Source organism: Alicyclobacillus fructus (assembly GCF_017329605.1).
GTDB classification, from domain to species: Bacteria; Bacillota; Bacilli; order Alicyclobacillales; family Alicyclobacillaceae; genus Alicyclobacillus; species Alicyclobacillus fructus.
In genome coordinates this window covers 32,129-58,076 of sequence record NZ_JAFMTY010000010.1, presented here as the reverse complement: position 1 = coordinate 58,076, position 25,948 = coordinate 32,129, and the positions used below count along the sequence as shown (strand labels likewise).

The following is a 25,948-nucleotide window of genomic DNA, read 5'->3' as shown; positions in this document are numbered from 1 at the left end:
TTTGTCAAGAAATCACCGCGCCGATTTGCGGAAACTGCGGTATACTGGCTTCGTGAGAGAGGAGCATCGAGCGTGGACGGTTGGACCTTGCGCCGCCTCGCGCGCGAACTCGACGACGCGCTGCGGGGCGCACGGATCGACAGAATCTATCAACCTGGTGAGCGCGATCTCGTCCTCGCCGTCCGCTCGGCCCACCTGGGGGCGAGGCGCCTGTACCTGTCCGCCCACCAACAACATGCGCGCGTCCACTTTCTGAGTGACGAGCGCCCAGACAATCCGAGCACCCCGCCGATGTTCTGCGTCCTCCTGCGCAAGCACGTCGAGGGAGGCCGCATCCTGGGGGTCGCACAGCCGGGATGGGATCGCGTGCTCGAGTTCAAGATCGAGGCCCTGGACGATCTCGGCGACCGCCATCTGTACACTTTGATCTGCGAGATCATGGGGCGCCACAGCAACATCGTCCTGGTCGAAGAAGCGTCGGATGGAGAACGCGTGATCGTCGACAGCGCGGTGCGCGTGACGGAAGAGATGTCCCGCTACCGCGCGGTGTTGCCCGGTCTTCCGTATCTGCCGCCGCCTCCCCAGCGCAAGAAGCCCGTGGAAGCGTGCCTGCCCGACGATTTTCTGGGTATCGATCCGTCCGGCGGGTCGTCTCGCGCGAATCAGCTTGCTGTCGTGGAAAAGCTCGCCGGTACGGGTCCGATTACGGCTCGGGAAATTTTGCACCGGGCGCTCGAAAGGGCCGGTTCCCTCGAGCCCTCGTCCATCCAACAGGCGGCCCTCGAACTGGCGGACGCCGTGAACGCGGCGCGAGAGCCTGCTTCCGTGGGGCTCGACGACATGGGCAGGGCCGTGGAATGCGCCCCGTTTCGGCTCACGTCGCGCCGCCGCTTCGCGGAGTGCGAAACGATGAGCGACGCCATTCGCTGGCTGTTTGCCGACACCGGCGAGGCTCTTCGTCAATCTCGCCTGGCTGCAGAATTGGAGCGGACCGTCCGGGAACACATGGACCGCCTTCGCGGCAAGCTGGTGCGGCTGGAGGAGGAGTGGCAAGACGCCCAGGATGAAGAGGAACTGCGGATCCGGGCTGAACTTTTGACGGCGTACGCGCACGAGGTTCCGCGCGGAGCTTCGGAAGTCGAGCTGCCGAATTACTACGACGACAATCGGCCGATGCGGATCGAGCTCGATCCGTCCCTGGACGCCATCGCCAACGCTCAGCGCCTCTTTCGCATGGCGGCCAAACGAAAGCGGGCGCGGCAGTGGATTGAGTCAGAGCGCGAGAGCGCGCTGCGGGATCTGCGTTACTTGGAGGATGTGCTTCAGGCACTCGCGGACACCTCCCTGGAGAACCTGGAAGAGGTGCGCCGCGAGCTACAGGCGCAGGGGTTTCTGGCGCAGGCGCCGCTGCGAGGCGGAGGCGGCAAGAAGCGCGTCCGTGAAACCGAGCCGCACGTGTTTCGCTCGAGCGACGGTTTTGTCATTCGCGTCGGTCGCAACAATGTGCAAAACGACCGCCTGACATTTCGCAAAGCCGACAAGCGCGACCTCTGGCTCCACGTCAAGGATGCGCCCGGATCGCACGTCGTGATCGAACGAGGCCAAGCGGAGACCATTCCGGCGCGCACCATCGAGGAGGCAGCGGTGCTCGCCGCCTACTTCAGCCGCATGCGCGACTCCGCGAACGTGCCCGTGGATGTGACGGAAATCCGCCACGTGTGGAAGCCGAACGGAGCCCGGCCCGGGTTTGCGCTCTACGACCACCAGAAAACGCTGTTCGTGACGCCCGAGCGGACGCTTGTGGAGAGCATCATGTCCAGGACGCTTGCGAGCGAAACGAGCGATTCTCGCTGAAGGAGAGATCGACATGTCGCAAGAAAAGGGGAACAAACGCCTGATCGTCGGCGCGAACAAGCCGGCGCACGACACCAACATTCTGGCCAACACGCAGGCAACCATCCGTGAAGCCCTGGACCGGTTGGGCTACGAGGAAGCCGTATACGAACTGCTCAAGGAGCCCATCCGGGTGATGACCGTTCGCATTCCGGTGCGGATGGACGACGGGCACGTGGAGGTGTTCACGGGGTATCGGGCGCAGCACAACGACGCGATTGGCCCGACGAAAGGCGGCGTTCGTTTCCATCCCGACGTGACGCTCGACGAGGTCAAGGCGCTGTCCATCTGGATGTCGCTGAAGTGCGGCATCTTCAACCTGCCATACGGCGGAGCCAAGGGAGGCATCGTGTGCGATCCGCGCAGCATGAGCCTGTCGGAGCAGGAGCGGCTTGCGCGCGGATACGTCCGGGCCATCAGCCAGGTGGTCGGCCCTGCCAAGGACATTCCCGCGCCGGACGTGTACACGAACAGCCAAATCATGGCCTGGATGTACGACGAGTACAGCCGCATTCGGGAATTTGACTCTCCGGGATTCATCACGGGCAAGCCGCTCGTATTGGGCGGATCGCGCGGGCGCGAGTCCGCGACTGCGCTCGGCGTCGTGGTGGCGTTGCGCGAGACGGCGGAGCGCATGGGCAAGAAGCTCTCGGAGCTGCGCGTGCTCGTGCAAGGATTCGGCAATGTCGGCTCGAACGTCGCGCGCATCCTCCACGAACTGGGCGCGACGGTCGTGGGCATCAGCGACGCGGGGGGCGGCGTGTACAACGAAAACGGCCTTCCCATCCCGGAGCTCATCGAGGAGAAGGACTCCTTCGGCATGGTCACACCCAGGCTGTCCGGCGTCATCCCGACCGAAGAGTTTCTGACCAAGCCGTGCGATGTCCTCGTGCCTGCGGCGCTGGAGAACCAGATCCACGAAGGCAACGCCGACAAGATTCAGGCGAGCCTCATCGTCGAGGCGGCCAATGGCCCCACCACGCCGGAAGCGGATCAGATCCTGCACGAACGCGGCATTGTCGTCGTGCCGGACGTGCTTGCGAACGCGGGCGGCGTCACGGTGTCGTACTTCGAGTGGGTGCAGAACAACCAGGGGTTCTATTGGACGGAGGAAGAGGTCAATCGCCGCCTCGAGAACATGATGGTGCAGAGCGTTCACAATATCCTCGATACGGCCGAGCGATACGACGTTCTGCCGCGAATGGCCGCCTACATGGTGGGAATTCGGCCGTTTGCGGAGGCCATGCGCTGGCGCGGATGGGTGTGACGGATCGCAAGCTATAGATGATGAATTTTTGGGGCGCGGCTTTGCCGCGCCCTTGCGCTGGGGATGAGCATGAGAAACGCGGTCAGAAAGCCCGACGATATCGTCACCCGCCTCGGGATGCAGATGCCATGGAAGACGTGGTGGAATTTCCGAATCGATTTTGGCGGTTCGGTCCTGTTTGCGCTGTTCAACGTGGTGGTCAACCAATTCTACGTGCCGATGGCCATTCGGCACGGCGCTTCGAACCTCGAGGTGGGACTGCTCACGGCGGCTCCTGCCATCGGCATGCTGTGGTCCCCCGTGTGGGCCCACCTCATGCGCGGAAGGTCGACCAAGCCCTTCGTGCTTTGGCCGCTCGTCATCGGCCGCATGTCCGTCATCTTGACCGGCGCGCTGCTGACGCCCGTCGCGTTCCTCGTGACCGCATTCATCGTCAACTTCATGAACGGCATCCAGGCTCCGGCCTATCCAGCGCTTCTCGCGCGCATGTATCCGCCGGCGCTGCGCGGCCGGCTGATGGGATACGTTCGCGTCGCGCAAGGCACGCTCCTGATCCCCCTGGCCTATGTGGTGGGCCAGTGGAGTCAGCACCAGGGCGATCGATGGCCGCTCATTGGCGCCGCTCTGATGGGCACCCTGTCCGTGATCCTGTTTTCCCGCGTGCGAGAAGTGGAGCCCGCAGACCCGCAGGGCCACCCGGAGGCGCGGAGGCGGCGAATCCATCTGATCTTCGGCAACTGGCAGGTGGCCCGCGCCAGCCGACCCTTGACCATTTTCCTCGTGGCGACCATGGTCACCGGTTTTGGCAATCTTCTGGCAGGCCCCATTTATCAGATCTATCAAGTTCACACCCTCAACCTGTCGAACGCGCAGATCGGCTTCACGCGCGTGCTGTATTATGTGGCCCTTTTGGTGGCCTACTTCGCCGTGGGATGGATCATCGACACGTGGTCGCCTCGACGCGCCATGTTCATCGGCATGGGGGCTTACGCCCTCGCCCCGGCCCTGTATGTACTGGACGGCTCCTTCACGGCCGTCATGATTTCCTGCGCCTTGCTGGGCGTCGGCGATGCCGTCTGGGACATCGGATGCATGTCCTACATCTTTCGAGCGGTGCCCGGGCGCGAGGCTGAGGCGTTCGGCCTTCATTTTCTCTTATTCGGCGTTCGAGGCGCGATCGCGCCGCTCGTCAGCACGGCGATGACACACGCCATGTCGCTCACCGACATCTTTCTCATCGCGATTGGCATTTGCGCGCTCGGCATCGCCCTTTTCGCCGTGCCGACCCAACCGCGCGCTCCCTCGCGGCAGGTGGAAGCGCCCCAGGCCGGCACGCCCTGATTCAGCGCGCATGAACCGCCGCGGAAAGCCTTCTCGCGGCGCGCCGCCACAGCGTCAGCCTCCCTGGGGCGAGCATGTCATCTTCCGGCCGTGACGCGCCGGCGATGCGGTTGGCGAGAACGTGCGCAGCCACGGCATAGCACACCGTGCCGTTGCCTCCGTAGCCGAGCGCACAGTACACGTGCCGAAATCGCGGGTGGGGCCCCGCAATGGGCCAACCGTCGACCGTGGAGCCGAACGTCGACGCCCACCTACAGGCTATGGAAAACGGGTGTAAATCGGGCAAATCGTTGCGCGCCAACCGGGCCAACTGCTCCGCGCGCGCGTTCAAGTCTCGATCCCGCCGCGGTCCCTCGGGGACGGGCAGGTCGAGCCCCCCGATCACCAAACGCGCGTCCCTCGTCATGCGCATGTACAGATACGGGCGCGCCGTCTCCCAGATCACAGCGCCCTGCGGAAATCCAGAACGATCCGGAAGCGGTTCGGAGGCAATGGCGTAGGTGCATCCCAGCCTGACGCCCGGCAGGGGCCACGCGCGCTGGAACGCGTACCCCGTGGCGAGGACTGCGGCGCGCGCCCGCACGCGGAAGCCTCCGTCCGTCTCCAGCTCGACGTGCCCCTTATCCTCTTCGAGCCGCACGGCCTGCGTCTCCTCGAATACACGGGCCTTTCCGCGCCGCACGAGCTCCCCGGTGAGCGCACGGGCAAACTTCAGCGGATTCACCTCCGCGTCGCCGTACGTGACGAGCGCCGCGTCCCGCTCGATCCCGAACGCGCGCCGCACGGTTCCCCTGCCCACCATGAGTTCCGCCGCGAAACCGTGGCGAGTGAGTTCTCGCACTTCCGCCTCCAATCGCGCCAGATGCGCCGGTACGGAGGCGCAGCAGAGGCTCAGGCGATCCGCAAACTCCACATCTGCCGGCAGCCGCTTGGCCATCTCGCGCAGGCGTCCCACACCTTCCCAACATCGGCGGTAAAACCACACGGCCCGATCGCGCCCGTGGACCCGGACCATCTCGGCGAGCGGCATGTCGTTCGCGTACTGGAGCAGGCCCGTGTTGCCGCGGGTGGAACCCATGCCCACGCGATCGCGTTCCAACACCACCACATCGAGCCCCCGGTCGACCAATTCCCAAGCCACAATGGCGCCGCCGATCCCGCCGCCCACGATCACCGCATCGGCCTCCACATGCTCGCCGAGCCGCGGATACGCGGTGGCTTCTAAGTCGAACTCCGACCACAATGTGCGGCCCGTGTGCAGATCCACGTGACCCCTCCTTCGCCTGACGGATAGGATATCCCGTTCGGCGCGCGAAAAGACACAGGCGGCCGCGGGCCATGCCCACGGACCGCCTGTCTGGGTCCACATGTCACATTCCGTACGTGTCCGGCGATTTGCGCCAGCGCATCAAGAGCGCCACGTCCGACTCCTGAATGTCGCCGCGTTCAAGCGCCACCTGGATCAGCACTTCGTACGGAACGAGCCGATACGCAGGGATACCGGTGTCTTCCGCCCGCTTGGTGGCGACATCGAAGTCGTACGACAAGATGGTGAGGATGGCCATCACGTCCACCCCCGCGTCCCGCAGGGCCTGCGCGGCCTGATACGCGGATCGGCCCGTGGAGAGCGTGTCTTCGATCACGACCGCCTTCATGCCCGGTCGCGCGTAGCCCTCGATCTGCTTCCCCCGCCCGTGCGCCTTGGCTTCGGACCGCACGTACGCGCACGGCAAACCCAGCCTGTCGGCCAGCATCGCCGCGTGCGGGATGCCGCCGGTTGCGGCACCCGCGATGAGCTCGACCGCAGGAAGTTCGTAGTCGATGATCGACTCGAATCCAGAGACCACCTGGCTTCGGAGCAGCGGATACCCGAGGATCAGCCGATTGTCGCAGTAGATGGGCGACCTCCATCCGCTCGACCACGTGAACGGCTGGTGCGGACGAAGTTCCACCGCGCCGATCTGCAGCAGACCCTTGGCGATGGTGTAAGACAGATCGTCGTACTCCACGGTGAACGTCGGTTCACTCATGGCCCAACCCCTCCTTCACGGAACGAAGGTAGCGCGCCAGCGCGCGGACGGGATCGTCAGCTTGCGTCACCGCTCGCCCCAGAACCAACCGCGTCGCGCCCTGGCGAATCGCCTCATCCGGCTGCATCACGCGAGCCTGATCGTGCACCTGGTCGCCGAGCAGGCGGATGCCCGGCACGACGCGCTCGAACGACGGCGGAACCGCGTCGCGCAGGATCTGGAGTTCCTGCGCCGAACATACCACGCCGTCGAGCCCGGCCTGAAGCGAGATCTCGGCCAGGCGGCGAACCCACGCCGCCGACGTCGTGGCCATGCCCATCTGTTCGAGATCCGCGTCGCTCAGGCTGGTGAGCACGGTCACGCCGACCAGGAGCGGCCGGTAGGGCGATCCGTCCACCGCCTCCCTCGCCGCCGCGAGCATCCGGACGCCTCCCGACGCGTGCACGTTCACCATCTCGATGGGATACTGCGCAATGGCCCGGAGGGCGCCCGCCACCGTGTTGGGGATGTCGTGCAGCTTGACGTCCAGGAACACGCGCAGATTGAGCTTCAGCAAGGACTCCACCAAGCGCATTCCGGCCCGGTGAAAGAGTTCCAAACCCACCTTGAAGCCGTCCACCGCGGGAGACAGGCGGTCAACGATTTCCCATGCGCGCGCCTCGGATTCGACGTCGAGCGCCACGTAGGTGCGCCTGCGCGCCTCGTCGTACGCGGGCGAGGCAAGCTCGTGCATCAGGTCCTCAGACACCATCCGCACCCCTTTCGCCCACGACGGGATCGCCCAAAGCCATGGTCTGGAAGTGAATGAGTTTCATGATGTCGAGCACCGACCGGACCGTGTCGAGCGAGGTCAAGCACGGCACACCGTGCTCCACGGCCGTGCGGCGGATGCGGAAGCCGTCCCGCTCGGGCTTCAGTCCCTTCGTGAGCGTGTTGATCACGAGCTGGATCTTGCCCTGCCGGATGTCGTCGGCCAAGTTGGGCGTGCCCTGTGCGAGCTTGTTCACGACGCGAACTTCCAGGCCGCGATCGCGCAAATACTTCGCCGTTCCCTCGGTCGCGGCAAGGCGATAGCCGAGGCGCGCGAATTCGCGCAACAGCGGATACGCCTCTGGCTTATCCTTGTCCGCGATGGTGGCGAGCACGGTACCGTGGGCGGGAATGGCAATCCCTGACGCAATAAGCCCCTTGTAGAGCGCCTTTTCGTAGACGAGATCGCGCCCCATCACCTCGCCGGTCGACTTCATCTCGGGGCCGAGGCTGATATCGACCTCGTGCAGCTTGGCGAACGAGAAGACCGGCACCTTGACGGCCACCGCCGGTGACTCGGGCACACGGCCGCTCCGGTAGCCGAGATCGGCCAGCTTGCCGCCGCACACCGCGTGCATCGCCAGCTGAACCATCGGCACGCCTGTCACCTTGGACAGGAAGGGCACCGTGCGCGACGACCTCGGATTCACCTCGATGACCTCCACCTGGCCGTCGTGCACGATGAACTGCACGTTCATCAGCCCCTTGACGTTCAGGCTTTGGGCGATGCGGATGGTGTGGTCCTCGATGATCCGCTTCACGTCCTCCGTCAGGTTCTGCGGCGGGTAGACGGCGATGGAGTCGCCGGAGTGCACGCCCGCGCGTTCGATGTGCTCCATGATGCCCGGGATGATGACGGTCTCGCCGTCCGAAATGGCGTCGACCTCCGCCTCAATCCCGTTCACGTAGCGATCGACGAGCACCGGGTGCTGCTGCGACACCTCGACCGCTTCTTCCATGTACTGGAGCAGCTCGTTCGTGTTGGTGATAATCTGCATCGCGCGCCCGCCGAGGACGTACGAGGGGCGCACGAGCACCGGATAGCCAATCGATTCCGCCGCCTCGACCGCCGCCTCCACGGTCGTAACCGTTCGACCCTCCGGCCGCTGAATGCCGAGCTGAGTGAGCAGCGCATCGAACTTCTCGCGATCCTCCGCGGCGTCGATGCTCTCGCGCGACGTGCCGAAGATTTGGACGCCCGCGTCCGCCAGCGGCCCGGCCAGATTGATGGCCGTCTGACCCCCGAACTGGACGATCACGCCCTCGGGCTTTTCCCGGTCGATCACGTTCAACACGTCCTCGACGTCGAGCGGCTCGAAGTACAGCCGATCCGATGTGCTGAAGTCCGTCGATACGGTCTCTGGGTTGTTGTTGATGACAATCGCCTCATAACCCTCGCGCTGCAGCGCCCACACGGCATGGACGGTGCAGTAGTCGAACTCGATCCCCTGGCCGATGCGAATCGGCCCCGAGCCGAGCACGACCATCTTCTTGCGCGGACTCGCCTCGACCTCGTCTTCTCGCTCGTACGTGCTGTAATAGTACGGCGTCGACGCCGCGAATTCCCCCGCGCACGTGTCCACCATCTTGTACACCGGGACGATGCCCCGCTTCTTGCGCCAAGCCCGAATCTCCATCGGGTCAGCCTTCAGCAGGCGCGCGAGCTCGCGGTCCGGGAAACCGTTGCGCTTGGCCTCGTAGATGAGATCGCGGTGTTCATCGAGCACCGATTCAACGGGCAAGCGCGGATTCGCGACAGAGGCGATTCGCTGTTCGAGGTCCACCAGCCACTCGAGGTGCCAGAGGAACCAGCGGTCGATCTTTGACCAGTCGTGGATCTGGTCGACCGACACCCCGCGGCGCAGCGCCTCGGCGATGGCGAACAGGCGATCATCGTCGGCCACGCGGATTTTCTTTTCAATCTCCATGTTCGACCACTTGTCGGACTGCTTGGTCCACAGGCTGTAGGCGCCGATTTCGAGGCTGCGGACCGCCTTCAGCAGCGACTCGCCGAACGTCCGGCCGATGGCCATGACCTCACCCGTCGCCTTCATCTGCGTGCCGAGCGACCGGTTGGCGCTGCGGAACTTGTCGAACGGCCAGCGCGGGATCTTGGTGACGATGTAGTCGAGCGCCGGTTCAAACGCAGCGTACGAATCCTGTGTCACAGGATTCTTGAGCTCGGACAGCCGGTATCCGACGGCGATTTTGGTCGCGATCCTCGCGATGGGATACCCTGTCGCCTTCGAGGCGAGCGCGCTCGAGCGGCTGACGCGCGGATTGACCTCAATCACGTAGTAGCGCGAGGAGTGGGGGTCGAGCGCCAGCTGCACGTTGCACCCGCCCTGAATGCCGAGCGCGTGGATGATCTGCAGGCTCGCGTCGCGCAGCATCTGGTACTCCTCGTCCGAGAGCGTCTGGCTGGGGGCCACGACGATGGAATCGCCGGTGTGCACGCCGACCGGATCCATGTTCTCCATGTTGCACACCACGATGGCCGTCCCGTCCGCGTCGCGCATCACTTCGTACTCGATCTCCTTGTACCCCGCGATACTCTGCTCCACGAGCACCTGGTGGATGGGCGACAAGGTCAGGCCGCGTTCGACGATCTCGTGATACTCCCGCCAATTGGACGCGATTCCGCCGCCCGTGCCCCCGAGCGTGTACGCGGGCCGGATGATGATGGGGAACCCCACCTCTTCGGCGAACGCGTCCGCCTCCGCCTGATTCCGGACAATCGCGCTTCGCGGCACGGGCTGTCCGATTTCCTGCATCAGCTGCCGGAACATCTCGCGGTCTTCCGCCTTTTCGATGGCTTCAAGCGGCGTTCCCAACAGCTCCACGCCCTCGGCCTCCAGCACGCCCGACTTGGCGAGCTGCACCGCCATGTTCAACCCCGTCTGGCCGCCGAGCGTGGCCAGCAGACCGTCCGGGCGTTCCTTGCGGATGATTTGCGTCACAAAGTCGAGCGTGATGGGCTCGATGTACACCCGATCCGCCATGTGTTCGTCGGTCATGATGGTGGCCGGATTCGAGTTGACGAGCACGACCTCGTAACCCTCTTCCTTCAGCGCCTGGCAAGCCTGCGTGCCCGCGTAGTCGAACTCGGCCGCCTGGCCAATCACAATCGGCCCCGATCCGATGACCATGATTTTGCGAATGTCCGTCCGCTTAGGCATGCGCAAACCGCCCCTCTCTCACGCGCGTCATGAGGTCGATAAACTCGTCGAACAGGTATCGGGCGTCGCTCGGCCCGGGCCGAGATTCGGGGTGGTACTGAACACAGAAGACCGGTTCGTGCTTGTGCACAAGCCCCTCCACGGTGCCGTCGTTCAGATTGATGTGCGTGAGCTCGAGCGGCGTCCCCTGGAGCGAATCGGCGTCGACCACGTACCCGTGGTTCTGCGACGTGATGTCGACCCGCCCCGTCCTCAGATCCTTGACCGGATGATTCGCGCCGCGGTGGCCGAACTTCAGCTTGCGCGTCTTCGCCCCACACGCGAGCGCGATGAGTTGGTGACCAAGGCAGATGCCGAAGATGGGCACCTTGCCGATGAGCCCGCGCAGCGCCTCCACCGCGTACGGCGCATCCTCCGGATTGCCCGGGCCGTTGGACAGCATCACCCCGTGCGGTTTCCAGCGGAGCACGTCTTCCGCGGTCGAGGTCGCGGGGACGACGATCACGTCGCACCCCCGCTCCAGAAGCGATCGCAGAATCCCCGCCTTCATGCCGTAATCGATGAGCACCACCCGATGGCCCGGTCCGGGCGCGCGGTAGACGGTCTGGGTGGTCACGCGCTTGACGGCGTCTGGAACCAGCGCCTCGTCCATGCGCGCAAGGAGCGCTTCCACGGGGATGTCCTCCGTCGTGATGGCCCCGGGCATCGCCCCCACCGTGCGAATGGCCTTCGTCAACTCGCGGGTATCGATGCCCGCGATGCCGACGATGTCGTGCTGGACCAGGTAAGACTCCAGCTTGTCGATCAGCTTGTGGTGCGAGGGCCACTCGCAGAACGTGCGCACCGCAAATCCGCGCACGTGGGGATGGCGGCTCTCCACGTCATCGACGTTCACGCCGTAATTGCCGATGAGCGGGTACGTCATCGTGACAATCTGGCCGTAGTACGAAGGATCCGTCAAGATCTCCTGATACCCCGTCATGCCCGTGTTGAACACGACCTCGCCCAACCTTGTGCCGGAAGCTCCGAAGTTGACGCCCTCAAAGACAAGGCCGTTCTGCAGCACGAGCCGCGCTTTTCTCCGGCCGTTCAGCATCATGACAACCGCTCCTCTCCCTCGCGAAAGATCGTGCGCCCCGCGCGAATCGTCTCTACGACCTTGCCCATCACCTTCCAGCCGGCAAACGGCGTGTTGCGGCCCTTGCTGTAAAACGCGTCCGGATCGATGGTCCAGCGCCGGCCGAGATCGACCAGGACCAGGTCCGCCCGCGCGCCGGGGCGGACCTGCCCGCCCTCGAGCCCGAACAGCCTGCAAGGCCGTTCACTCATGGCTTCCACCAGCCGCCGCATGGATACAAGCCCCTCGCGCACCAAGCGCGTGTAGAGAAGCGCAAACGCGGTCTCGAGCCCCACCATCCCAAACGGAGCTTCGTCCATGCCCTTTGCCTTCTCATCGGGGTGATGTGGGGCGTGATCGGTCGCGATCACGTCCAGCGTCCCGTCCGCGAAGGCCGCCAAACAGGCCCGTCGATCCTCCTCGGCTGCAAGGGGAGGATTCACTTTCCAGTTGGCGTCCGCCCGATCGATGTCTCGCTCCGTCAGGAGCAAATGATGCGGCGTCACTTCCGCCGTGACGCGAATCCCGCGCGCCTTCGCAAAGCGGACGACCGCCGCGGACGCCTCGCGGCTCACGTGGCACACGTGCAGGTGCGCACCTGTTTCCTCTGCCAAAAGGACATCCCGCGCGATCATCGCGGCCTCGGCGCTCCCTGGCTGCGCCGTGGTGCCAAGCCTCGCCGCCGCTCGCTCGTGCAGTGCCCCGCCACGAGAGATGGACTCGTCCTCCGCGTGAATCATCGCCGGCTTGCCGAGGGCGGCGAGCTTCGCCAGGGCCTCCCGCATCAGGCCGCCGTCTTGCACGCCGCGCCCGTCGTCGGAAAATCCGAGCGCGCCCGCCTGCCCGAGCGCCTGGTAATTCGCGAGCTCTTGGCCGGCCTGGTCCACCGTCAGGCACGCGATGGGGTGGACCTCCGCCTTTCCGACCTCCTGGCCGCGCCGTCGGATGTCCTCCACCACCTCGGCGCGCGCAATGGGCGGCTTGGTGTTCGGCATGCACGCCACCTGCGTGAACCCGCCGGCCGCAGCCGCCTGCAGCCCGCTTGCGAGCGTCTCTTTGTGGGTGAGGCCGGGATCGCGCAAGTGCACGTGAACATCCACAAACCCGGGCAACAGACAGAGGCCGCGGACGGACCTTGCCTCGTCCGCCCGGAGGGCCGATGGATGTCCGACGGCCACAATCTCGCCGGTCTCGTCGTCGAACGCGACGCTCGCCTCGATGAAGTCGCCCAGTGCCGAATCCCACACGCGGCCGCCGTCCAATCGCACCCTCATGGCCGTTCTCCTCCCAGCATGGCGTCGAGAAGCGCCATGCGCATGTAAAGTCCGTTTTCCACCTGCCGGAAGTACGCCGCGCGAACGTCGTCGTCCACCTCGGGGGCAATCTCCCCCACGCGAGGCAGCGGATGCAGAATCCGCGCGTGATCCGGGAGCAGCACCAAGTGCGATGCCGTGATGGCGTAGAGGCGGGCGGCTTGCGGATCCACCTCGCCCGCCAGGCGCTCGAACTGGATGCGCGTCTGATAGACCACGTCGACACCGCGGATGGCGTCCTCGAGACGCTCAACGCGCTCGAGGCGAAGGCCGGAAGCCTCGAGCTCCCGGGCGAGATCGCCGGGCAAGCCGAGCGGCGCAGGGTGGAACAGGCGGACGCGCACGCCTGGAAATTTCGCCAAAAGCCGCAGAAGGGAATGGACCGTCCGGCCGTACTTGAGATCGCCCATCACCGCGAGCGTGAGATGCTCGAGCCGGCCGAGTTCCCGCCAGATGGTGTACACGTCGAGCAACGCCTGCGTCGGGTGCTCGCCGCTGCCGGCGCCCGCGTTCACGATGGGCACGGGAGAAAAGGGCGCCGCCCGATCGAGCTCTTCCTGATCGTGATGGCGTATCACGATGGCATCCGCGTAGCAGCCCACCACGCGGAACACGTCCTCGAGCGTCTCCCCCTTTTTCGAGGACGACGACTCGCGCGCGTTCTCGGCCCCGACCACGCTGCCGCCGAGCCGGAGGACCGCGGATTCAAACGACAGGCGCGTGCGCGTCGACGGCTCGTAAAACAAGGTCGCGACGATTCTGCCCTGAAGGCGCGTGCGAACCTCTTCGCGATCCGCCGTTCGCAGCCACTCCGCGCGCTCCATCAGTTCCCGGACAAGCGGCACGTCAAACTGGTTGACGGTCAGCGCGTGAAATCCTCTGCCTCGCATCGTCACCGCCACCGCCCTCACGCCCTTCCTTCCGCAATCCACACGCCGTCCGACCCGTCCACTTCCGCGAGGTGAACGATCACTTGCTCGTCCCGCGCCGTCGGCACATTTTTCCCGACAAAGTCGGGGCGAATCGGCAGTTCCCGATGGCCGCGGTCCACCAGCGCGGCGAGCTGCACGCATCGCGCCCTGCCGGCGCGCATCATGGCGTCGAGTGCGGCGCGCACCGTGCGCCCGGTGTAGAGCACGTCGTCGACCAGAATCACCTTGCGCTCGGCCACGTCAATGTCCGGCACGGGCGCCTCCGTCGCCGCCTTGCGGTCGCGATCGTCCCGATACGGACGGGGATCGAGGCGATGACACGGCACGATTTGCCCTTCGATTTCGAACAGCTTCCGGCCCAGCCGCTCGGCCAGAATCGCGCCGCGCGTGACGATCCCGACGAGCACAAGGTCCTCGAGCCCTTTGTTCCGCTCCAGGATCTCGTGCGCCATGCGCGTGAGCGATCTGCGCATCGCCGCTTCGTCCATAATCTGCGTCTTTTGAGCCACAGCCTTCCCTCCTCGGCACCGCACTCGTCGGCACGAAAAAAGGCCGCCTCTCCGCGAGAGGTGGCCTTTGCCCCGGAAGTTGCGCGCACGGCGCGCACATCTCCCAAAACGTCCGACTCCTTACCAACCTCACGGGATTGGTTTAAAGGCAGTGTCCATGTTCAGTTCGAAAGTAGACTATCAGTTGAGGTCGAACCTGTCAAGTTCCAATTCGCCCCTGCCGCAATCCTTCGAGGAGCCGGGCCATGTCCGAGGGCACGGCGCTTTCGAAGCGGAGGTACCGGCCGTCCGGATGCGTGAAGCCGAGCGTCCGCGCGTGCAGCGCCTGGCCGTCGATCGGCAGGGTGTGGCGCGGCCCGTAGACGGGATCGCCCGCGATGGGATGGCCGATGGCCGCCAGGTGGACGCGGATCTGATGCGTGCGGCCCGTTTCCAGGCGGCAACGGAGATAGGAATACTTCTCGAACCACTCGAGGACTTCGAAGTGCGTCACCGCGCGCTTGCCACCTTGACGAACCGCCATCCGCTGGCGATCCGACGGATCGCGCGCAATGGGCATATCGATGGTGCCCTCGCGGTGGGCCATGCGACCATGCGCGATGGCGACGTACTCCCGCTCCACGTCGTGCGTGCGGAACGCCTCGACCAGCGCCCGATACGCGCGATCCGTCTTGGCAAAGACGACGAGACCGCTCGTGTCCTTGTCGATCCGGTGCACGACGCCGGGCCTCATGGCACCGGCATGGGGGCACAAGGCGACGCCACGCGCCAGCAGGCCGTTGACCAACGTGCCCCGAAGGTGACCTGCGCCGGGATGCACCACGACGCCGCGCGGCTTGTCCACCACGACCACATCGGGATCCTCGTACGCGATGACAAACGGCACGCCCTCGTCCGGCACGAGTTCGACGGGTTCCTCTTCCGGCACGTCCACCTCGTACACGTCACCCGTTTCCACAGGTTCGCTCGCCTTCAGGCGGCCGGGCCGCTCGCGCCGCACACAGCCATCCTCAATCCACCGCTGCACCTGCGTGCGCGAGACCTCGATCTCGTCCTCCTGCAGCCTGTCCGTCAGCCATCGATCAAGCCGCTCCCCCGACTCCTCCGCGCTCACCTCGTACTGGACATGGATGGCCGGTCTCATGACGTCCTCCTTCGCTCATTCCCGGGCATCGTTCCCGCCTCGAAACGTGGAGAGAATCAGGAGCAGCACGCCGATGTCAATCGAAGCGTCCGCAAGGTTGAAGACGGGAAAGTGAATGGTGTAGAAGTACACGTAGTCCGTGACCGTGTGCGTTGGGGAGAAGACGCGATCGACCATGTTCCCGAGCGCTCCCCCGAGCAAGAGCCCGAGGCCCGTCTGCGCCAAGGGACTCAGCGAAAACCGCGTGTTGACCACGACCACCGCGGCCACCACGGCGATGGCCACGAGGACAAAGAGCCACACCTGATGAGGCAAAAGGCTGAAAGCAGCTCCGGGGTTCTGGATGTGCGTGAACTCGACCACGCCGGGAATCACCATCACGGCGCTGCCGATGGCCAGTTTCGCCCGCACGAGCAGTTTGATCAGCTGATCGGCCGCGAGCACCAACAAGCCGACCACGTACAACAGCCACTTTTGCTTGCCCACTCGACACGTCTCCCCGCAGGTTCACAGCCTGCACCCTCTGCCGCCGCCGTCGCATACCGTGAAAAGGCGGCTAGTGAAGGGGTGTGAATACGGTGATTGTACCAGAGGGCGGCGCCTTCTCACAATTGATTGCCCCACCGCTCGGGGCGCGGGGAGGCAAACCGCGGACGAGCGGCATCACCATGGTCATCGACAAGGGCCTGAGCCTAGCCGAGACGGAGGCCCTGATGTCGATCGCGTCCCCCACCATCGATGTGCTGAAACTCGGGTTTGGAACGAGCGCCGTCTACGCCGAGCGCATCCTGCGCGCCAAACTCGAGTGCGCGGCGCAGGCCGGCGTGATCACATGCCCTGGCGGCACGTTGGCCGAGGTCGCCTGGACGCAGGGCGTGTTCTCTCTGTACCTCAAGCGCTGCCGCGAACTTGGCTTTCAGGCCATGGAGATCTCGGACGGAACCATCGAGTTCGCACCGGACGATCGCGCCCGGGCCATCGCGGAGGCCAAACGCGTATTTCCGCTTGTCATCACCGAAGTCGGCAAGAAGCTCAGCCATGCGATTGACCTGGCCTCGTGCGCGAAGGGCGTGATCCGCGATCTCGACGCAGGAGCCGACTATGTGATTCTGGAGGGGCGCGAGTCCGGCGAAGACGTGGGGATTTACGACGCGGGCGGCAGAGTGCTCGACGATGCGCTCGACACATTCGTGAACGCGCTGCCGGCAGACGCGCGGAACCGCGTGATTTGGGAGGCGCCGAAAAAGTCGCAGCAGGTGGAACTCATCCGCCGCTTCGGCCCGTCCGTCAACCTCGGAAACGTGCCGCCCACCGATGCCATCGCGCTGGAGAGCCTGCGGCTTGGGTTGAGGGCGGACACGCTCGTTTTCACCTTGGAAGAGGCGTGAACGTCAGGGTTCGTCGTAGTCGGTGAGGAGCTCCGCCTCCGAGGGCAACGTGCGCCGGTAGGCCGACTCGGAAATTCGCTCAACCGGATCCACAAAACCCGCGTCGTCGTCCAGATCCGGTTCGTCGTAGCGCATAAGGCCCGTGGCCGGGCGATCAAACCGCATGACGTCCTGAAGCGCGTCCTCCCCGTCATATCCGGTCTCGTCGGCGCCGTCGCGATCGAATTGCCCGAACGAGGGCGCGAGCACGTCCTCCTCCACCGGCCTGGGGGACGGCACCTGTCTCGCTTCGATATCGCGCTGACAATCCACGCAGCGGCGAGCGGTGGGCACCGCCTCAAGCCGGTCAGCAGGAATGGGCCGCCCGCACATCTCGCAAACGCCGTAGGTGCCGCCATCCAGCCGGCGAAGCGCGTCCTCCACGTCGGCGAGCGCCCGCTCGTCGCGGAGTCGCTCGCCGACCGCCTGATTGCGCAGCGCGAGTTCACTCGCGACGTCCGCCGGGTGATTGTCGTACATGGCGAGTTCCGAGAACTCGTCCGGCATGGCTCGGCGGATGTCCGCCGACGTCTCGGGTCCCGTCAAGCGACCCATCAGGCGCTTTCGCGCCCCTTCCAGGCGGGATCGAATGGCATCGATATCCATGCTCGCCCTCCTTCAATACGTGAATTGGCGGGCCCTCAGCTGCCCGTCCACGATTTGAACCAGGTCCGCGATCCATTTGCCGATGATCGGAAGGTTGAGAAGCTCGAGCTGTTGCAGGACGAGCAGCACCAATCCGGCGATCACGGTGAATCCGAGGCCGATGCCGAGGCCGCGGAAGATGCCACCGATGAGATTGAGCAGCGCGAGGCGCCACGGCGTCTGCAAAAGATCGACGTACGCCGCGAAATTCGCACCTTCGAGATACTCGGTCAGGCGCAGAAGCCCGAGGTGCGTGAGCGAGTGACGTCGCCGGCGCCGAAGCCGCATGTTCCCCACCGTCCCGGCCGTGAAGTGTCTGACGGTAGTGTGCCCGGCGCGTTGGGATCCATGTGGGGACATGTTCACCAGACTGTCATTGGTATCTCTCGCCCGTCTGTGTATGATGGTATCGGCAGGGTTGATTCGACTGGAGAGATGAATGATGCGCAGAACGTGGCTTCTCGCTGCTTCCTGGGCCATTCTGTGGATTGGCATCACGCTGTTCGCCGCTTGCATTCTCGCCCGCGTGTGGCTCCAACTGGCACTTCCCTACGCGACGTACGTCGTGATCGACTCCTCGCTCGTCGCCTTCGGACTCGCCCTTCTCTGGTATGCCGCGCGAAGCGAAAAAAAATAAGCCGACCCAATGGGTACGGCAGATACGTTCGCGGCGACGCTTGCGGAGATTCAGGCGAAGTCCGGTTCAGCTGCGGCGACCTCCCGCCGAGCCAAATCGCGCTCGAACGACTCCCAGTCGCCGGACTCCATCATCTCCAACTGAGACTGGATGAGCGAACGGAACCGAGCGCGGAAAATGGCCGCCTGCTTCTGCATCTCCTCGACCTCAAGCGCAACTTTGCGCGCCTTGTTCAGCGCCTCGCTGACAATGCGATCCGCGTTCTTCTCGGCCTCGCGAATGATGAGTTGGGCTTCTTTCTTCGCGTTGTTCTTGAGCTCTTCAGCCGTTTCCTGTGCCACAAGGATGGACTTGCTGAGACTTTCCTCGAGGTTTTGATAATGGGCCAGTTTCTCGTTGAGCCGCGCGATCTCTTCCTCAAGCTGCTTGTTCTGGCGAATCAGCGCCTCATAATCCTGGATGACCCGCTCCAGGAAATCATCGACTTCATCCTCGTTGTACCCGCGCAACGAGCGCCGGAACTCTTTATTGTGAATGTCGATGGGTGACAACGGCATGGCGAATCCCCCTCATCTCGACCACAGGCTTGTCAACCCTTTGCGTGGGCGAAGGTTCGTCACCCAGCTATTCGACAGCAAGCGCCAAAATCCTTCACCGATCACGGGCGAGATCGCAAGACGCCGACCCGCACAATCCACCTGCCGCCTTTGGACTGTCCCACGGTCTCCATCACACGCACGCGCCCGAACCCCCGGACCGACAACACGTCTCCGGGCCGGACTTCCGCGTCGGCCCGCGCCTCCGCGTGGTTCAGTTCCACGCGGCCGCTCGCCACGAGCGCCTGCGCTTCCTTGCGCGACATCCTGCAGGCCTGGGCCACAATCGCATCCATTCTCGGGGACATGACGAAGATGTCCTTGGCTTCGTAAGGAGGCGGAGGAAGCTCTGGAACTTCGTCCACCTCGCGCAACAGAATGGGCACACGCCCGACGCGCGACCACGCGTCTTTGAGGTAACGCGCGAGTTGTCGCTTGATGAACACGTACGCCTTCGTCGGCGTCACCGGAACAATATCCCCCAGGGCATCGCGCTTCAAGCCCAGGCCCAAAAGCGAACCCAACACGTCCCCATGCGCGAAGGTCCCCTCGACGCCGGAGACTTCCAGCGCCTGAATCTCAAACTGTTCCGAGCTTGTGGGCCAAGGTTCGGGCAAAAGCAGGAGTCGCACGCGCTCCGCGCCGTCGTACCCGCCATACGCCTCCGCGTGGACGCCTTCGCCTCGCGCCACGCTTTCCGCAAGATACCGCTCGCGGGGCGTGAGAAAGTCCGTCAAATAGGGACTGTAGTTCTCCTGCACCTGCCGAACCCAGTCCGATGCGCGGCGAACCCAGGGCTGCTCGGACGCCCGTACCCATCCGTGTTCCACTGCCTGCCGCCTCCTCAGCTCGTGGTCAGCTGTGTCAACGTCGTGTCCACGCCGGCCTCCACGATCAAGAAGACGACGACTGCCGCGAGCCACGACAAATCCACCGCCGCGCGCCCGACGCGCAGAGGGCGAAGGTGGCGCCGGAACACCCAGAGGTAGGGTTCGCAACAGGCTACAATCCAGCGGGCGACGGGGTATTGCGCCCAATCCGGCACCATCTGGATGAGAGCGCCAGCCATCAGGACGAAGAAGTACATCGCGAACATCCATTGCACGGCATCTGCCAGCCCGTCCATCGGTTCACCCCCATCACGGATTGACCAAGCGGCGCCCAATTCGGATCATCGTGGCTCCTTCCTCCACGGCGACCTCGAAGTCGTCCGACATGCCCATCGACAGCTGATCGAACCCCTCGAGCGACAGCCGCGATCGCAAGTCGTGCAACAACGTCCGCAGACCCGCGAAGACATGGCGCACATCCTCCGGGCGCGAAGCGACGGGCGCCATGGTCATCAGGCCGCGCAGCGAGAGACCCGGAAGCTCGCGCGCGAGCCGAACCAGGCGCTCCGCGTCCTCGGGCGCCACGCCGTGCTTCTGCGCCTCGCCGCTGATGTTGACCTGGACGAGGACGTTGAGCACAAGCCCTCGGCGCACCGCTTCTTCGGACAACGCGTGCGCGAGCTCGGGCCGGTCCAGCGAATGAATCCAATGGAAGCGCGGCGCGACATACTTGACCTTGTTGGTCTGAAGCGTGCCGATAAAGTGCCACACAAACTGAGAAGCGGCCGGATGTTGAAGCTTGTCCCGCGCCATCTGCCAGCGGTTCTCCCCCACATCGCGGATGCCTGCGGCGTACAGCGCGGGCAAGACGTCCGGGGTTGCCGTCTTCGTCACCGCCACGATTCGGACACCGTCAGGATGACGACGGCTTCGTCGACAGGCCTCCTCCACCCGCGCGCGAATCTCTTCCACCCTCTGTTGCACAAAACCGTATTCCACCGTTCAGCCCTCCATCACAAGCCCGATGGCAGCCATCTGCCGTCCCGCGCGGTCGCGCTCGCGGCGGTGGGAGAACAGGTGGCGATTGCGACAGGAGGTGCAGATGCCCGAATCGTAGACGCGGTCTGGATGGATGCCGCAGGCCTCGGCCGTGAGGCGAATCGCATGCGGCAAGCTGAAGGTGTACTTTCCCGGGCGGCCGAACCTGGGCATGAGCGCCCGCTCTAACGGCGTCTGCCGGACGCGATCGGCCACCACATCGTCCACCTCGTAACAACACCGGCGGACACACGGGCCGATGGCGACATGGACATCTCCCGGATCCGTCCCGTATTCGGCGCGCATGCGCTCAAGGGCCCGCCCGACGATTTGCTGCACGGTGCCGCGCCATCCGGAGTGGCACGCGCCGACCGCGCGTCGGACGGGATCGTACAACAGGACGGGCGCACAGTCCGCGACGAGGATACCGAGCGCAAGCCCCGGCACGTCGGTGATCATCCCGTCGGCCTCGACAGCGCCCTCCATAGGCTCGTCGACGCGGATGACCCGGTCGCCGTGGACCTGCCGCACCGTGCAGACGGATGTGGCGCGCATCCCCGCCCTGGCCAGCATCCGCGCGCGGTTCTCCCTGGCTCCATCGGCTCCAGCAAGGCGCTCCGAAGCATCCCAATCCGTCGGGGGCCAGGTATCCGCATGGCGAAAGAAAAACGCGGCTCGAACGGCCGGCCCCGGAAAAGGCGGACGAACGCCGAAACCGCCATGTTGCCCAATCACGTCTCTCAGCAAGCGCATCCCTCCGCCGTCTATCATACATCCATCCGGCTTCGCGGCGCCACGCATCAGTAACCGCCCGTGCCGCGCTTTCCGGATTGCGGAGGAAGATAGTACCCTGGCTCCCCGGGCGGGCGCAGATCGACGAGAATGACGTCCGCCCCAATTTTGACAATTTGGCTCCAAGGAATCACGTAGTCCTGCGATCCGCCCACCATCCCGAAAAACTTCGTCTGGCCTGGGATCACAATGGCGCGAATGAGTCCGCTGTCGAGATCGATCTCCAAATCGCCGATGGTGCCGAGCCGCTTGCCGTCTTCGACGTTGACCACGTCCTTGGACTGAAGCTCCGAGATGCGCACCACGCCTATCCGCCTCCCATCGGTCCTACGCCGATCATATGACCGATGGCGCAGCGGTTACGACTGGATGTGTTTGTACATGCGATGGATCGCCGCTTTTTCCAATCGAGAGACCTGCGCCTGCGAGATGCCGATCTCGTCCGCCACCTCCATCTGCGTCTTGCCCTCGTAAAACCGCTTGGCCAGAATCTTTTTCTCCCTGTCCGACAGCTTGCGCATCGCCTCGCGAAGGGCAATTCCCTCCACCCAGGCCGAGTCCTTTTCCCGCTCGTCGTGAATCTGATCCATCACGTAGATGGGGTCTCCCCCGTCGTGATAGATGGGTTCGAACATGGACACGGGGTCCTGGATGGCGTCAAGCGCAAACACCACCTCTTCCTTCGGCAGATTCATCTCGTTGGCGATCTCGACGATGGAAGGTTCGCGCAGGTGCTTGGAGGCCAGCATGTCTCGAACCTGCAGGGCCTTGTACGCGATGTCGCGCAGCGAGCGACTGACGCGGATGGGATTGTTGTCGCGCAAATACCTGCGGATTTCGCCGACAATCATGGGGACTGCGTAGGTCGAAAAACGAACGTTTTGATTGAGGTCGAAATTGTCGATGGCTTTCATCAGTCCGATGCAGCCGACCTGAAACAGGTCGTCCACGTACTCGCCGCGGTTGTTGAAGCGCTGAATGACCGATAAGACCAGGCGAAGGTTGCCGTTCACCAGCTTTTCGCGCGCGGATGTGTCTCCGGCCTGCAGCTGTTGAAACAATTCCCTCATTTGGGCGTTGGAGAGGACGGGAAGCTGAGAAGTGTTGACGCCGCAGATCTCCACCTTGTTGCGCTTCAAAGAAGTCCCCCCAAGTCTGCTCGTCATACACGTGTGTACACATATTCCAAAATTCGTCTTAAGTATGTCCGGTCTCGCCGTGGTTATGCAATCGGCGGCGGAACAACAAGCGGCGCCCGCTGGCGCCGCTCATTCGTGCAGACGAAGGGGATTCACCGAGGGAAGGATGGAACTTGGCCTCACATCATCTTGTTGAATTCGCGTTGGAGCCGCTTCAAAATGCGCTTCTCCAAGCGCGATATGTAGGATTGGGAAATTCCGAGGAGATCCGCGACGTCCTTTTGCGTCATCTCCTGTCCCGTGCCAAGTCCGAAGCGGAGTTCCATGATGGTGCGTTCTCGTTCGCTCAGCTTGTCGAGCGCGTCGTACAACAGCTCGCGATCGACTTCGTCTTCGAGATTCCGATAGATGGTATCCGAATCCGTGCCGAGCACATCCGACAACAGCAGCTCGTTCCCGTCCCAGTCGACGTTGAGCGGCTCGTCCAGCGAGACCTCGGCGCGCAGTTTGTTGTTCCTGCGAAGGTACATGAGGATTTCATTCTCGATACACCGCGAGGCGTACGTCGCCAGCTTGATTTTCTTGGACGGATCGAACGTGTTCACCGCTTTGATGAGCCCGATGGTCCCGATGGACACGAGATCCTCGATGTTGACGCCAGTGTTCTCGAACTTGCGGGCGATGTACACGACGAGCCGCAGGTTGCGCTCAATGAGCATGGATCGCACGGACGGATCGCCCGAGGGCAGGCGCTCAAGCAGATACTGCTCCTCCTCCTTGGTCAGCGGCGGAGGCAGCGCCTCGCTTCCGCCGACGTAATAGACCTCATCCGGCTGACCCAGGAGGCGAATTCGCAGGCGGATGTAGAGAAGGCGAAGCCGAAGGAGCGCGAGGCGGCGCTTGGTTTCGAGGGATTGGAACATCTGCATCGTCATCCACTCCATTCATGACTTCAGGGTGCAAGATGGCTTGAAACGTCCCATCCGCGCTGAGCACGCCAGGAAAGACCGCAAACAGGCTGTCCGCGCCGAGGACGCGCGAGCCATCCGCCTGCACGAGATACACGGCTTTGGGGCGGAGCGCCACCGTCAAGCCGCGGCCGGAAGCCCCTTGAAACGGCACAATGGAAAAGGGCGTGTTCGGCAGCGCCTCCGTCAACGCGTCCAACAGGTTGGCGCCGGCCGCGACACGCGCGCGCACCGATTCCGGAAACGCGGGCATGAGGACATCCGCGTCGACCAGCGACACGGGCCGCCTCGAGACGGGATCGACCAGTTGGTTGCCCGTGTCGACGAGCGCTCGGCAACGGATGGCGATCCCGTCGAACTCGATCTCGAGATCGACCAACGATTGCTCGATGCGCGCATCCCTGCGCAGCCGCGCGGCGAGTCGCTTCAGGCCGTGCAGCGCAAGCGGCAGCCCCACCATGAGACCGAGCGTCTCGCCGGAGGTGGTGAAAGCCACGCCTCGGGCGCTCCAGAGCGCATGGTTGAGCGTCGTTCCCGGCAGGGCGAACCGGGACGCCACGCTCGCCCCTGCGACGACGAACGACACCAAGTAGTACACGCCGACCAATCGGGCGAGATCGAGCGCGTTGCGGTGCGGCAGGGCCACCCAGACCATCAGCACGGACACGAGCGCCTTTCCGGGCCACGTGGTGGTGAAAGACATTGCGGGGACAAAGAGCGCGAGCGCGTAGGTCGCGCCGATGAAGGCGCCCCCCAAGAGCCGCGTCCAGCGCGCCCGGCGCTTCATCAGCCAGCCGGTCGTCCAGAGCAACGCGAAGTCCATGATGAAGTTGACCATCCAGACGATGTCGATGTAGACCACCGGCAGGGCCTGCACACCATCACCTCTGGTGGAACACGGCGTGTCCCATCCGACGGGCGGCGTGTCCTCGGGATCACACCGCATCGTTTGGAGGACAGTATAGTTGATTTCTATTACGAAGCCTGTCGGAACTTGACGGGTGAGCCGTAGACTTTTTTGAAGAAGGAGGTCGAGGCGTGTAGGAGGATGCCCGGCAAAGCAAGGGTTTCTCATTCAACGCGATAAGGGCCTGCCTTTGTCGGCAGACCCTCGCGGGAAGGTACCTCTTCTTTACGGCACGGCGCGGTTCAGCGATCTCGCCCAAACCTGCTGTTCTGACGGCGCATGAACGCCGGAATTTCCCATGGATTTCCCGTGTTCGGCACGTTGAGCACGGGATCTTGCGCGGACGGATGACGCTGCACCGTCCCTCGCACCACGTTCTCGTTCGGCTCGTGGTGGAGATGACTCTGCCGCGCCTGCTGTTGCTGATTGGATCCGTCGAATCCCGTCGCGATGACCGTGACGACGATCTCGTCTTCCAGATTCGGATCGATGGCCGCCCCGAAGATCATGTTGACGTCGGGATCCGCCGTCATCGACACGATATCGGCGGCCTCATTGACCTCCCAGAGGCTGAGATTCGTGCCGCCCGCGACGTGCATGAGAATGCCGCGCGCGCCGTCGATGGAGGTCTCCAGGAGCGGAGACGAAATGGCCTTCTTGGCCGCTTCCGCCGCCCGATTTTCGCCAGAGGCGATGCCGATGCCCATCAGCGCCGAACCCCGCTCAGTCATGATGGCCTTCACGTCCGCGAAGTCGACGTTGATGAGGGCGGGCGTCGCAATCAGATCCGAGATGCCCGAAACGCCCTGCCTCAAGACGTTGTCCGCTTCCCGGAACGCTTCGAGCACCGGCGTGTTTCGGTCGACGATCTCCAGCAACCTGTCGTTGGGGATGACGATGAGCGTGTCCACCTTCTGTTTCAGCTCATTGACGCCTTGCTCCGCTTGGATCATGCGGCGGCGCTGCTCAAACCGAAACGGCTTGGTCACCACGCCCACCGTGAGCGCCCCAAGCTCCTTCGCGATCTCGGCGATGACAGGAGCCGCGCCGGTCCCTGTGCCGCCTCCCATGCCGGCCGTGACAAAGACCATGTCCGCGCCTTTCAGCGCATTCGCCAACATCTCGCGGCTCTCTTCGGCCGCCTTCTTGCCGATTTCAGGATTCGCACCTGCGCCCAACCCGCGCGTCAACTTCTCGCCAATCTGAAGCTTCGTCTCGGCTTTCGACAGCTTGAGCGCCTGGGCATCGGTGTTCACGACGATGAATTCCACGCCCTTGACGCCCGATTCGATCATCCGGTTCACTGCATTGCACCCGCCGCCGCCGACGCCGATCACCTTAATATTGGCAAGGGAATCAGTTTCAAAATCGAATTCCAGCACTGTGGGTCCTCCTAATCTATTTGGCTCCGCACTTCCCCTGCGACAGTATGGT

General features: G+C 64.1%; 27 protein-coding genes. 5 read left to right on the top strand and 22 right to left on the bottom strand.

Annotation, left to right across the window (positions count from 1 at the left end; genetic code table 11):
* Positions 1-72 precede the first annotated feature (72 nt).
* The 3 genes from J3481_RS06950 to J3481_RS06940 all read left to right on the top strand — a co-directional run bounded on the left by J3481_RS06950 (position 73) and on the right by J3481_RS06940 (position 4,501).
* Positions 73-1,854, top strand: a complete 1,782-nt coding sequence (locus tag J3481_RS06950; RefSeq protein WP_206831205.1) for an Rqc2 family fibronectin-binding protein — start codon at positions 73-75, stop codon at positions 1,852-1,854.
* Between the two features lie 13 nt (positions 1,855-1,867).
* Positions 1,868-3,160, top strand: coding sequence for a Glu/Leu/Phe/Val family dehydrogenase (locus J3481_RS06945; protein ID WP_236011339.1), 1,293 nt, complete (start codon positions 1,868-1,870; stop codon positions 3,158-3,160).
* A 69-nt stretch (positions 3,161-3,229) separates the two neighbouring features.
* On the top strand, positions 3,230-4,501 hold the full coding sequence (locus J3481_RS06940) for an MFS transporter (protein ID WP_206831206.1): 1,272 nt from the start codon (positions 3,230-3,232) through the stop codon (positions 4,499-4,501).
* A gap of 1 nt (position 4,502) precedes the next feature.
* On the opposite strand, the gene J3481_RS06935 is transcribed toward J3481_RS06940, so the two are convergent.
* From J3481_RS06935 to lspA, 10 genes are all read right to left on the bottom strand, one after another.
* On the bottom strand, positions 4,503-5,768 hold the full coding sequence (locus J3481_RS06935) for an NAD(P)/FAD-dependent oxidoreductase (protein WP_206831207.1): 1,266 nt from the start codon (positions 5,766-5,768) through the stop codon (positions 4,503-4,505).
* Between the two features lie 103 nt (positions 5,769-5,871).
* Positions 5,872-6,531, bottom strand: a complete 660-nt coding sequence (gene pyrE, locus J3481_RS06930; protein WP_206831208.1) for an orotate phosphoribosyltransferase — start codon at positions 6,529-6,531, stop codon at positions 5,872-5,874.
* Positions 6,524-7,279, bottom strand: coding sequence for an orotidine-5'-phosphate decarboxylase (gene pyrF, locus J3481_RS06925; protein WP_328702058.1), 756 nt, complete (start codon positions 7,277-7,279; stop codon positions 6,524-6,526). Before pyrF ends, pyrE begins: the two co-directional genes overlap by 8 nt.
* Entirely contained in the window at positions 7,272-10,520 is a 3,249-nt protein-coding gene (gene carB, locus J3481_RS06920; RefSeq protein WP_206831209.1) for a carbamoyl-phosphate synthase large subunit, read from the bottom strand. Before carB ends, pyrF begins: the two co-directional genes overlap by 8 nt.
* Positions 10,513-11,619: a glutamine-hydrolyzing carbamoyl-phosphate synthase small subunit gene (carA, locus tag J3481_RS06915; RefSeq protein ID WP_206831210.1), complete on the bottom strand. Its 1,107-nt coding sequence runs from the start codon at positions 11,617-11,619 to the stop codon at positions 10,513-10,515. The genes carB and carA overlap by 8 nt, the downstream gene beginning before the upstream one ends.
* On the bottom strand, positions 11,616-12,911 hold the full coding sequence (locus J3481_RS06910) for a dihydroorotase (protein WP_206831211.1): 1,296 nt from the start codon (positions 12,909-12,911) through the stop codon (positions 11,616-11,618). The genes carA and J3481_RS06910 overlap by 4 nt, the downstream gene beginning before the upstream one ends.
* Positions 12,908-13,840 carry an aspartate carbamoyltransferase gene (gene pyrB / locus J3481_RS06905; protein ID WP_206831265.1) on the bottom strand — a complete coding sequence of 311 codons (933 nt, stop codon included), beginning with the start codon at positions 13,838-13,840 and terminating at the stop codon, positions 12,908-12,910. The genes J3481_RS06910 and pyrB overlap by 4 nt, the downstream gene beginning before the upstream one ends.
* Positions 13,841-13,857: 17 nt before the next feature.
* Positions 13,858-14,391: a bifunctional pyr operon transcriptional regulator/uracil phosphoribosyltransferase PyrR gene (pyrR, locus tag J3481_RS06900; RefSeq protein WP_206831212.1), complete on the bottom strand. Its 534-nt coding sequence runs from the start codon at positions 14,389-14,391 to the stop codon at positions 13,858-13,860.
* A 199-nt stretch (positions 14,392-14,590) separates the two neighbouring features.
* The gene (locus J3481_RS06895; RefSeq protein ID WP_206831213.1) at positions 14,591-15,535 is read right to left on the bottom strand and encodes an RluA family pseudouridine synthase; all 945 of its coding nucleotides are present in this window, start codon (positions 15,533-15,535) and stop codon (positions 14,591-14,593) included.
* Between the two features lie 15 nt (positions 15,536-15,550).
* Complete coding sequence (gene lspA, locus J3481_RS06890; protein ID WP_206831214.1) at positions 15,551-16,021, bottom strand: signal peptidase II; 471 nt, start codon at positions 16,019-16,021, stop codon at positions 15,551-15,553.
* A 92-nt stretch (positions 16,022-16,113) separates the two neighbouring features.
* On the opposite strand from lspA, the gene comA reads away from it, so the two are divergent.
* The gene (gene comA / locus J3481_RS06885) at positions 16,114-16,923 is read left to right on the top strand and encodes a phosphosulfolactate synthase (RefSeq protein ID WP_206831215.1); all 810 of its coding nucleotides are present in this window, start codon (positions 16,114-16,116) and stop codon (positions 16,921-16,923) included.
* Between the two features lie 3 nt (positions 16,924-16,926).
* On the opposite strand, the gene J3481_RS06880 is transcribed toward comA, so the two are convergent.
* Together J3481_RS06880 and J3481_RS06875 are read right to left on the bottom strand one after the other, a co-directional pair.
* Entirely contained in the window at positions 16,927-17,568 is a 642-nt protein-coding gene (locus J3481_RS06880) for a TraR/DksA C4-type zinc finger protein (RefSeq protein ID WP_206831216.1), read from the bottom strand.
* Between the two features lie 12 nt (positions 17,569-17,580).
* Positions 17,581-17,895, bottom strand: a complete 315-nt coding sequence (locus J3481_RS06875; RefSeq protein ID WP_206831217.1) for a DUF5665 domain-containing protein — start codon at positions 17,893-17,895, stop codon at positions 17,581-17,583.
* A gap of 154 nt (positions 17,896-18,049) precedes the next feature.
* On the opposite strand from J3481_RS06875, the gene J3481_RS06870 reads away from it, so the two are divergent.
* Complete coding sequence (locus tag J3481_RS06870; RefSeq protein WP_206831218.1) at positions 18,050-18,244, top strand: hypothetical protein; 195 nt, start codon at positions 18,050-18,052, stop codon at positions 18,242-18,244.
* A gap of 50 nt (positions 18,245-18,294) precedes the next feature.
* On the opposite strand, the gene J3481_RS06865 is transcribed toward J3481_RS06870, so the two are convergent.
* The 10 genes from J3481_RS06865 to ftsZ form a co-directional block, all read right to left on the bottom strand.
* Complete coding sequence (locus J3481_RS06865; protein ID WP_206831219.1) at positions 18,295-18,801, bottom strand: DivIVA domain-containing protein; 507 nt, start codon at positions 18,799-18,801, stop codon at positions 18,295-18,297.
* A 101-nt stretch (positions 18,802-18,902) separates the two neighbouring features.
* The gene (locus J3481_RS06860) at positions 18,903-19,670 is read right to left on the bottom strand and encodes a YlmH family RNA-binding protein (RefSeq protein WP_206831220.1); all 768 of its coding nucleotides are present in this window, start codon (positions 19,668-19,670) and stop codon (positions 18,903-18,905) included.
* A gap of 14 nt (positions 19,671-19,684) precedes the next feature.
* Entirely contained in the window at positions 19,685-19,966 is a 282-nt protein-coding gene (locus tag J3481_RS06855) for a YggT family protein (protein WP_206831221.1), read from the bottom strand.
* Between the two features lie 13 nt (positions 19,967-19,979).
* Complete coding sequence (locus J3481_RS06850; protein ID WP_206831222.1) at positions 19,980-20,669, bottom strand: YggS family pyridoxal phosphate-dependent enzyme; 690 nt, start codon at positions 20,667-20,669, stop codon at positions 19,980-19,982.
* Between the two features lie 3 nt (positions 20,670-20,672).
* Positions 20,673-21,461, bottom strand: coding sequence for a peptidoglycan editing factor PgeF (gene pgeF, locus J3481_RS06845; protein ID WP_206831223.1), 789 nt, complete (start codon positions 21,459-21,461; stop codon positions 20,673-20,675).
* A gap of 47 nt (positions 21,462-21,508) precedes the next feature.
* Positions 21,509-21,805, bottom strand: coding sequence for a YlmC/YmxH family sporulation protein (locus J3481_RS06840; protein WP_206831224.1), 297 nt, complete (start codon positions 21,803-21,805; stop codon positions 21,509-21,511).
* Positions 21,806-21,859: 54 nt separating this feature from the next.
* A complete protein-coding gene (gene sigG, locus J3481_RS06835; protein ID WP_206831225.1) occupies positions 21,860-22,639 on the bottom strand; it encodes an RNA polymerase sporulation sigma factor SigG in 780 nt (259 codons plus the stop codon).
* Positions 22,640-22,818: 179 nt separating this feature from the next.
* Positions 22,819-23,568 carry an RNA polymerase sporulation sigma factor SigE gene (gene sigE, locus J3481_RS06830; protein WP_206831226.1) on the bottom strand — a complete coding sequence of 250 codons (750 nt, stop codon included), beginning with the start codon at positions 23,566-23,568 and terminating at the stop codon, positions 22,819-22,821.
* Complete coding sequence (locus tag J3481_RS06825) at positions 23,465-24,484, bottom strand: sigma-E processing peptidase SpoIIGA (protein WP_206831227.1); 1,020 nt, start codon at positions 24,482-24,484, stop codon at positions 23,465-23,467. The genes sigE and J3481_RS06825 overlap by 104 nt, the downstream gene beginning before the upstream one ends.
* 272 nt (positions 24,485-24,756) lie before the next feature.
* Positions 24,757-25,896 carry a cell division protein FtsZ gene (gene ftsZ / locus J3481_RS06820; RefSeq protein ID WP_206831228.1) on the bottom strand — a complete coding sequence of 380 codons (1,140 nt, stop codon included), beginning with the start codon at positions 25,894-25,896 and terminating at the stop codon, positions 24,757-24,759.
* Positions 25,897-25,948 lie beyond the last annotated feature (52 nt).